This is a genomic window from Vibrio sp. V08_P9A1T1 (assembly GCF_963874405.1).
In the GTDB taxonomy this organism is placed as follows: Bacteria; Pseudomonadota; Gammaproteobacteria; order Enterobacterales; family Vibrionaceae; genus Vibrio; species Vibrio anguillarum.
Window position 1 is genome coordinate 1 of sequence record NZ_CAWNIB010000039.1, and the last position, 9,660, is coordinate 9,660.

Annotated in this window: 9 protein-coding genes; all 9 read left to right on the forward strand. The window is 41.5% G+C overall.

What is annotated here, in order from left to right; genetic code table 11:
• Positions 1-739 precede the first annotated feature (739 nt).
• Positions 740-1,144 (forward strand): response regulator, encoded by a 405-nt coding sequence (locus AACT21_RS02305; RefSeq protein WP_094163827.1) that lies wholly within the window; start codon positions 740-742, stop codon positions 1,142-1,144.
• 136 nt (positions 1,145-1,280) lie between these two features.
• On the forward strand, positions 1,281-2,825 hold the full coding sequence (locus tag AACT21_RS02310; RefSeq protein WP_094163829.1) for an EAL domain-containing protein: 1,545 nt from the start codon (positions 1,281-1,283) through the stop codon (positions 2,823-2,825).
• 240 nt (positions 2,826-3,065) lie between these two features.
• Positions 3,066-3,533 carry a DUF2919 domain-containing protein gene (locus AACT21_RS02315; RefSeq protein WP_088732761.1) on the forward strand — a complete coding sequence of 156 codons (468 nt, stop codon included), beginning with the start codon at positions 3,066-3,068 and terminating at the stop codon, positions 3,531-3,533.
• Positions 3,534-3,599: 66 nt separating this feature from the next.
• A complete protein-coding gene (locus tag AACT21_RS02320; RefSeq protein WP_017045744.1) occupies positions 3,600-4,502 on the forward strand; it encodes a Dyp-type peroxidase in 903 nt (300 codons plus the stop codon).
• A 125-nt stretch (positions 4,503-4,627) separates the two neighbouring features.
• Entirely contained in the window at positions 4,628-5,761 is a 1,134-nt protein-coding gene (locus tag AACT21_RS02325; protein ID WP_017045743.1) for a flagellin, read from the forward strand.
• Positions 5,762-6,004: 243 nt separating this feature from the next.
• Complete coding sequence (locus AACT21_RS02330) at positions 6,005-7,138, forward strand: flagellin (protein WP_013856299.1); 1,134 nt, start codon at positions 6,005-6,007, stop codon at positions 7,136-7,138.
• 285 nt (positions 7,139-7,423) lie between these two features.
• On the forward strand, positions 7,424-8,554 hold the full coding sequence (locus tag AACT21_RS02335) for a flagellin (protein ID WP_026028066.1): 1,131 nt from the start codon (positions 7,424-7,426) through the stop codon (positions 8,552-8,554).
• Positions 8,555-8,628: 74 nt separating this feature from the next.
• Positions 8,629-9,057 carry a flagellar protein FlaG gene (flaG, locus tag AACT21_RS02340; protein WP_013856302.1) on the forward strand — a complete coding sequence of 143 codons (429 nt, stop codon included), beginning with the start codon at positions 8,629-8,631 and terminating at the stop codon, positions 9,055-9,057.
• A gap of 22 nt (positions 9,058-9,079) precedes the next feature.
• A partial coding sequence (locus AACT21_RS02345; RefSeq protein WP_303396332.1) for a flagellar cap protein FliD N-terminal domain-containing protein occupies positions 9,080-9,660 on the forward strand: 581 nt, incomplete at its 3' end.

Consider the following 9,660-nt stretch of genomic DNA (forward strand, 5'->3'; position numbering starts at 1 on the left):
GCAGATTCTTTATGGCTAAGTTTGAGCTCTTTTTTTTCTAAAATAATTCGGAATGTTTCAGGTTCGAAAATGAATTTATCAGAATGCTTGTATTGTATGGTCATGGCTTTATTCTTTTTAGTATCATTATGGATAGTAATTGCAAACTGTGTCGTGCTTTTAACTTGATCAGATGGTTACATTAGTTAGAGTATAAATCATAAACGTAAGTATTGAGTTCTTCATGCTCGGTAATCATTTCGTAATACAGAGTATCAAATTTGATACAGAACCGTTATTTGTAATTATTCCTAATAAATACCAATAAAATCAATGCAATAAGAAACAAGTGCCTTGTTGGAATCTATTTTTATCACTTGATGAAAGTGTTTTTAGGCACTTTGTATTTTTTTGTTTTTCTGGAGGGTGGGGGAAGTCGATCTTTTTCTATATACAGAGCAGAGACCGACGGGTATTTTCTCTAAACGGGTAACTTTTTGTTTTTAATGTGTTTTATTATTAACTTTTAATATTTTTACTTACGTGCCCGCTTCGGTGAGAATTGTTATGTCCTGAGTGTGAATGATTTGGTTGATAACACTATATCAATGTCGATTGTTCCATCCATAAGACGTAATTACGCGACTTTGGCTCTAGATATTGTTATTTTTTAAGAAAAAAACAAGTTTCAAACGTATGAAAAGTAAGTCTTTTTTCTTTTATGACACAGTGTGGCCGTTAACTATCGTTGAGAATAAAGATGAACATTTTAGTTGTTAGTGAATATCCTATCATCAGAGAGTTACTGCGTTCTGCGCTCAAACCATTAAACCATATCACCCATATTCAACTTTCCGGTGGAAATGACCTAAATGTGATAAAACAAAGAGTGGATACAGGCAGTCATGACCTTGTTATTTATGATTTGGATTCTGTAAAAAAAGATCCGACAAGCATCATCATATCTATGTTAGATGCTATTAATGATAAGCAATTGGTTAAGTATGGTTTGTCGTCATTAATTTTATTATCCAATGAAGCTCAGATTGGGCAATTTAAGGATGATCTTGATTTTTGTGAACATTTTGTGATCACCAAACCTTTTACTTTTAAGAATGTTCAACAGATTGTGAAAAATATAGGTTTTTTCCCTAATCTAAATTGAGGATAAAGCAGCCTGAAGTACACCGTTTTCTAACAACACGTGGAGTTCTAGTTGTAGTCAATATTACCATTTGTTTATTCAGTAGTTTTTTCATAGAAAAGAGATGAGTCATGCATCAAGATATATGGGGTAAGTAATGAGTGCAAAAGGCCAGCTAAAGTCGGTCCATTTTATTTTTTTGACAGTGATCCCCTGCTTTCTTATCTTACAGCTATCTCACTATTATTTTTTCCGTTCCCTACAAGATAAATCAAAAGAGTACGCTGTAAATGCGGCATCAAACATTAATTCTATTCTCTATCACGGTAAAGAAGCGAATAAGAAAACACTTTCTCTCGTCAGTCATAATGAGAGTTGTGATGAAATTATCGTAGAATTAAGAAAAATTGTAGCGACGAGCCCTTTTGTAAGAACGACCAATTTAGCTCATGATGGAGAGATATATTGCACATCTCTTTGGGGAGAACGATCATTTATTGATAACCCACAGACTTATATCTCAGGTGAGCTCTTATTAATGTCAGGTAGTCAAGTAGAGTTGCAGCATCCACTAATTGTCGTTCGTAATGTGGAAAATGATAATGTGTCACTTAGCGGTATTGACGGATTACACATCCAACAAGCGTTATTTCAATCTTCTGCTCATGCTTTATCTCTATCTCTATTTTTACAGTTGGGGGAATCTTGGTTAGGTGAGAACGGTGTAATGTATCCAACTGATCCAACGCTTGCACTTACTGCTGTTCAACAAATTAAATCAGAACGTTTCCCATTTACAATTTATGCAGGATTTGGTTACCCATCATCCTGGTCTGCATTTTGGCATGAGAGGAAGTTCTATATTTTCTTGATTTTCTTTATGCAGGTGTCATTTTCGATTTGTTATTGGTGGCTTATTAACCGCCCAAAAACGTTAGATTCGGAACTTCAGCGTGCAATTCGTCAAGAAGAATTTGTACCCTATGCTCAACCGATTGTTAATGCCTCAACCAATGAAATTATGGGTATAGAAATCTTGATAAGGTGGGTTCACCCTATTCAAGGTGTGGTTCGTCCGGATCTTTTTATTCCTCAAGCTGAAGAGTCTGGGCTGATTATTCCAATGACAAGATTGCTCATTAACGAAACAGCTAAGCAGTTGAAGAATTATAAGGACTCCTTACCTAATCCGTTTCATGTAGGAATAAATATTTCGCCTCAGCATTGCAATGGTCAAGATCTTTTTAACCAATGTAAGGCTTTTGTTGAGTATATCGATACCGAAAAAGTAGTGCTTGTTTTAGAGCTTACTGAACGAGAGGTTCTTGAGTTTTCGGATGCAACAGATGTACTTTTCAGTAACATAAAACGTTTGGGTTGTAAGATAGCGATTGATGATTTCGGAACTGGCCATTCCAGTCTGATAAACTTACAAAAAATCGATCTGGACTACTTAAAGATTGATCAAATATTCATTAAAAACCTAGGAAAGGATCCGATTGCTGAACACTTGGTTGAAAATACGATTGAACTTGCTAAGCGTTTATCAATTGATCTTGTTGCTGAGGGCGTTGAGCTGGCTGAGCAAGCTGAATATCTAAAAAATCATAATGTTAACTATTTGCAAGGTTTTTTATTCGCAAAACCTGTACCTCTATCGGAATTCTTACAGGCGTATCAAGACCAATGTCATGCTAAATAATTACGATAGTTTTTAAACTAGCGACCTGATTTGGTGGTGATATCTGACTTCCCATCCATATCACTGTTTAGTAGACCTGTGTAACGTTTATTGAAAATCTTTGAGGATTATCCTGCCTACCCGCAATTCCGAGTCGTTTGTGTGCATTCAAGTTAGAAACTGGTCAAGAGCAAAAGATCTGGCTAGCTATTTGAAATCTATTCGTTAAAGTAAAAACGTTTTTTTAAAAGAGCGAAGGTATTGATGCGTTATGCGTTAGAGCGATACGACCAACATGGTTTTCTTAAAGCCCCTAAACTTATCTGGCTTGGTTGGTTATTTTTGGCAAAAGCTTGGATTGTTTTCGTGGTGGCAGGAGCAAGCCGAGATAATGGCACGACGATTTTAACCATTGTTTACCCAGACCATTCGATGCTTTATTTGGGGTTGATTATGGGGTTGCCAAGTATCATTCTGATGTGGCTTATCAGCTTACGTGCTCCTGAACGATCGTGGCTAAACCGCATCGTCAGCATGGGAAAACCGCTGACGTTACTTATGGTTATCTTGCAATTTATACAAACGCTTTATCATATCTATTTAGAGCACGGCGTTTTTAATTGGGCCAATGCAAGCACACTGTTGGTGCTGTTATGGTTTGGTCTATATCTACTGAAGAGTAAAAGTGTGCGTGATTGTTTTTCTATCCCGCTCATAGACAAGGCGTGATCCCAATCAAGGTCGCCCCAAAAAACTGAATTACACTGAGCAAAAATAAGTAAGTGAGGATATTTTATGACACAACCTCAAACCGCGATTCTGCCTGAAGCAGGTCCGTTTGCACTATTTAGCCTTTTAAAAGTAAAGCAAAATCCGGCGCATGTTTTAGCGCAATTAAAAGCATTGCCCGCTTTAGTCAATGAGATAAATCAACATCAACCCGGCGCTGAATTAACCGTGTCGGTCGCATTTACTCGCACCTTTTGGCAGCGTTTAAACCAAAGCATACCACAAGAGCTGATTGATTTTCCTGAGCTTGGTAAAGGCGAAACCATAGCACCAAGTACCGAGGTGGATGTGTTGATTCACTGCCATTCTCATCGTCATGACTTGCTGTTTTATGTGTTGCGTAAATGGATGGAACCCGTGGCTGAGTTGGTTGAAATGGTGGATGAAACCTACTCATTTCGTTACTTAGATGCGCGAGATATGACGGACTTTATCGATGGCACTGAAAACCCTAAAGCCGAAAAACGTCAAGAAGTTGCACTGATTGCTGATGGTGAATTTGCTGGCGGCAGCTATGTGATGTTGCAGCGTTTTGTGCATAACCTTCCAGCTTGGAATCGCTTAAATGTGGCGGCGCAAGAAAAAGTGATTGGGCGCACTAAGCCTGATTCGATTGAGCTTGATAATGTACCTGCAGCGTCTCACGTTGGCCGTGTCGATATAAAAGAAGAGGGGAAAGGGCTGAAAATTGTTCGTCATAGCTTACCTTACGGTACGGTGAGTGGTGAGCACGGTTTACTATTCATTGCTTATTGCCATACGCTGCATAACTTTAAAGTGATGTTGGAAAGTATGTATGGTGTGGCGGATGGTAAAACAGACCAACTGCTGCGCTTTACCAAAGCCGTGACGGGCGCGTATTTTTTTGCCCCTTCAGCTGAGATGCTGCAACATCTTGAACTAAAGTAAGTTTCAATACTGACCTACTATCGGACCGAGCCTTGTGCTCGGTTTTTCTTTTTTAAGCATTTTATGTAAAGAAAAGCGTCTACTGTCCGATAAAGAGATCATTCATTCTATGGCATAGGTCTGTTATGGCAATTACCGTTAATACCAATGTTTCCGCTTTGATTGCGCAGCGTCACTTAGGCTCAGCAAGCGAAATGTTGAATCAATCTTTGGAGCGTCTTGCTTCCGGGAAGCGTATTAATAGTGCCAAAGATGATGCTGCGGGTTTACAAATTTCGAATCGCCTTGAGTCGCAAATGAGGGGCTTAGATGTCGCTGTACGCAATGCTAATGATGGCATTTCAATCATGCAGACTGCTGAAGGTGCAATGCAAGAGACCACCAGCCTGCTTCAGCGTATGCGAGATCTCTCTTTGCAGTCGGCGAATGGCGCGAACAGTAAAGCGGATAGGCAAGCTTTACAGGAAGAAATGAGCGCCTTGAACGATGAATTAAACCGAATTGCTGAAACCACCTCTTTTGGTGGTCGTAAGTTACTGAACGGTTCGTTTGGTCAATCCTCATTTCAGATAGGGGCGAGCTCTGGCGAAGCAGTGCAAGTTTCGTTAAACAATATGCGTTCAGACAGTTTGGATATGGGGGGCTTTAGCTATGTTGCGGCAGGCATGGCGGATAGCCAGTGGCGGGTGACACAAGATAATCGGCAGCTCACCATGAGTTATACCGATGCCAAGGGAAAACAGCACAACATTCAAATCCAAGCAAAAGTAGGGGACGATATTGAAGAGTTGGCAACCTACATCAATGGGCAAACCGATAAAGTATCGGCGTCAGTCAACGACAAAGGACAGCTACAGCTGTTCATGGCGGGTAAAGAAACCTCTGGGACTATTGATTTTAAAGGTAGCTTAGCCAATCAGTTGCAAATGAATGTGACGGGATATGAAGCAGTAGACACTCTTGATATTACCGAAGTCGGTGGTGCGCAGCGAGCGGTTGCCATCATTGATACCGCACTGCAGTACGTTGATAGCCATCGCTCTGAGTTAGGCGCGTTGCAAAACCGTTTTAACCACGCTATCAACAATCTCGACAACGTACATGAAAACCTCGCTTCTTCAAACAGTCGAATTAAAGATACGGACTATGCGAAAGAGACCACCCAAATGGTAAAACAGCAAATCCTACAACAAGTCAGTACCTCTATTCTTGCGCAAGCCAAAAAACAGCCAAACCTAGCATTGGCCTTACTTCGCTAGCGATAAAAATCAACAATTATCGACCTTTATCAACAACTCTTTAGCGAAATTATTACCTTTTTGATGGGTTTTTGACCTCTTGTCCTGTTTTTTACACTAAACACATTTTTTTTAAGAAAATTGAAAAAAAATCCTCAAGCTTTGGAAAGTACCGCCGTTATAAAAAGTAACTTTGAGAGAACTATTTGGTTTTCCGAGACGTCGGAAACCGGAAACATCGGAAAATCAATTGGAGTAATCACCATGGCAGTTAATGTAAATACCAACGTATCAGCGATGACAGCACAGCGTTACCTAAACGGCGCTAGCAATGCACAACAAACATCAATGGAACGCCTATCTTCTGGCTTTAAAATCAACAGCGCAAAAGATGATGCGGCAGGCCTACAAATCTCTAACCGTTTGAATGTTCAGAGCCGCGGTCTTGACGTAGCAGTACGTAATGCGAATGACGGTATTTCTATTGCACAAACCGCTGAGGGTGCGATGAATGAAACGACCAACATTTTGCAACGTATGCGTGACTTGTCACTGCAATCAGCTAACGGTTCAAACTCAAAAGCAGACCGTGTAGCGATTCAAGAAGAAGTCACCGCTCTGAATGACGAGTTAAACCGTATCGCAGAAACCACATCATTTGGTGGTAACAAATTACTTAACGGTACTTTTGAAACTAAGTCATTCCAAATCGGTGCGGATAACGGTGAAGCCGTCATGCTTAGCCTAAACAACATGCGTAGTGACAATGCTATGATGGGCGGCACAAGCTACCAAGCGGCGAACGGCAAAGATAAAGATTGGTCAGTTCAAGCTGGCAGCAACGATCTACAAATCACACTGAAAGATACTTCAGGTACAGATCAGACTATCAATATCTCAGCTAAAGAAGGCGATGATATTGAAGAGTTGGCGACTTACATCAACGGCCAAACTGATATGGTGAAAGCATCAGTTGATGATGAAGGAAAACTACAAGTCTTCGCTGGCAGTAATAAAGTAGAAGGCCCTGTAACATTCGCAGGCGGTCTTGCTGGTGAGCTCGGCATGCAAGCTGGTCAAGCTGTTACCGTAGATGTCATTGATGTGACCTCTGTGGGTGGCGCTCAAGAATCGGTTGCCATTGTTGATGCTGCACTGCAATTTGTAGATAGCCATCGCGCACAATTAGGTGCATTCCAAAATCGCTTTAGCCATGCAATCAGCAACTTAGATAACATTAACGAAAACGTGAGTGCTTCTAAGAGCCGTATTAAAGATACTGACTTTGCCAAAGAAACAACAGCGCTTACTAAGTCGCAAATTCTTTCTCAAGCATCAAGCTCAGTGCTGGCTCAAGCAAAACAAGCGCCACAAGCGGCACTTAGCTTACTTGGCTAAAAGAGCCCAATAGCTCAAGAGTTACCCTTAATGAAAATCCAGCCTCGGCTGGATTTTTTTGCTTAGCGGCAAAGTGGAAAAAGTGTTAGTCGATGCAGCATTATCTTTCTTACTTTTTGACGCTAATCACATTTCTCATGCTCGCTGCATAAATTTTAAAAAAAGGCTTATTTTTTTCTAAAGGATATAAATCTTTCGCCGTTAAAGGATACGAGAGAAATGAGGTGTACTGACGTGAGGTGAGAGACACGGAAGTACATCAACACAATGCCTAAGGAGATCAATATGGCAATTAATGTAAGCACTAACGTGTCTGCAATGACCGCACAGCGTTATTTAAATAACGCCGCTGATGGTACGCAGAAATCGATGGAGCGTCTGTCATCGGGCTATAAAATCAATAGCGCGCGTGATGATGCAGCGGGTCTACAAATCTCAAACCGTTTAACGTCACAAAGCCGTGGCTTAGATATGGCGGTAAGAAACGCAAATGATGGTATTTCCATTGCACAAACCGCAGAGGGTGCAATGAATGAAACCACCAATATCTTGCAACGTATGCGAGATCTTTCTTTGCAATCAGCAAACGGTTCTAACTCAAGTTCAGAACGCCAAGCGATCCAAGAGGAAGTCTCAGCACTTAATGATGAATTAAACCGTATTGCTGAAACAACCTCGTTTGGTGGTAATAAACTGCTAAATGGTTCGTTTGGTAATAAATCTTTCCAAATTGGTGCCGATTCTGGTGAAGCTGTGATGCTTTCCATGAGCGACATGCGTTCTGACACAAAAGCGATGGGCGGTAAGAGCTATGTCGCGACAAATGGCAAAGCGCCTGACTGGTCAGTCACCAATGCGACGGATCTGACTCTGAGCTATACTGATAAACAAGGAGAAGCTCGCGAAGTCACCATTAACGCTAAAGCGGGTGATGACTTAGAAGAGGTCGCTACTTACATTAATGGTCAAAATGGTGACATCAAAGCTTCAGTCGGTGATGAAGGTAAACTGCAACTGTTTGCCGCCAATCAAAAAGTCTCAAGCGATGTCACTATTGGTGGTGGACTGGGTACTGAGATTGGTTTTGCTGCAGGTAAAGACGTAACCGTCAAAGACATCAATGTCACAACGGTTGGCGGCTCTCAGGAAGCTGTAGCTTTGATTGATGGTGCACTAAAGGCCGTTGATAGCCAACGCGCCTCGTTAGGTGCATTCCAGAACCGTTTCGGTCATGCCATCAGTAACCTTGATAACATCAATGAGAACGTCAACGCTTCTCGTAGTCGAATTAAGGATACTGATTATGCCCGTGAAACAACCCAAATGACGAAGTCGCAGATTTTGCAGCAAGCGAGTACGTCAGTTTTGGCACAGGCGAAGCAGTCACCATCTGCAGCTCTTAGTCTATTGGGTTAACCGATAGGCGAATGGAGCTTTGTGGGGAAAGCAGTGTTTTCACTGCCAACCTATGAGGTGGAAGGGAGATTGTTATGGAAATACCATCCTACACATCGAACATCCAGCCTTACGGCTCGCAAAGTGGCATTAAATTTGCTTCAGAAAACGATGGCGCGACACGCGCTTCCTCGAAACAAAATGAGGTGAATCGTACTGAACAGTTAAGAAATAGGCAAAACCAAAGCGTTGAAGCGGCAATCGAGCTTGCACAGCAACGAGAGCAGATCAACAAATCGGAAAGAGCCAAGATGGTAGAGCAGATGAATGAATTTATCTCATCTATCAACAAAGACTTAGCGTTTAGAGTCGATGAAGAATCAGGACGGGATGTTGTGACGATTTATGAAGCCAGTACTGGTGACATTATTCGTCAGATCCCGAACGAGGAAATGCTAGAGGTTTTGCGACGCCTTGCCAGACAAAAAGACCACAGTACAGGTTTATTGGTTGCTAAGGTGTAATCGTAGTTTTTGAGGTGATTTAATGAGCTTAGGCCCGATGGGTATGAATACTGGCATGGATATCAATTCCTTGGTCAGCAAAATTGTCAATGCAGAGCGCGTTCCTAAGCAGCAACGTATTGATAATGAGCTTGGCCAAATTGATGCCAGTATCAGTGCCTACGGCCGGCTCAAAGAGTCGCTGGATACGATGAAAAATCTTATGACGAATTTTCGTCAGGAGAAGGCTTTCGCTTTGCGAAAAGTCGATACTACTGATGAAAACGTCGTCTCCGCGACAGCCACCACTGACGCAATAGCAGGTAAATATGCTATCGATGTGTTGCAGCTTGCACAGAGCCATAAAGTTGCCTCGGATGTTTTAGAGAAAGAGGCAAAGTTTGGTCCTGGTAAGCTGCAGATTTCACTTGGTGATCAGAAGTTTGATGTTGATGTCCAAGCCAATTCAAAATTGATTGATATCGTTCGCGGTATCAACAGCACTAAAACCAATCCCGGAGTTCGTGCTTCGGTAATCAATGATGTTGAAGGGCCACGTTTGATTGTGGCCTCTAATCTATCTGGAAAAGATCATGACATTAAAATTAATGCTCAGTCTGATGC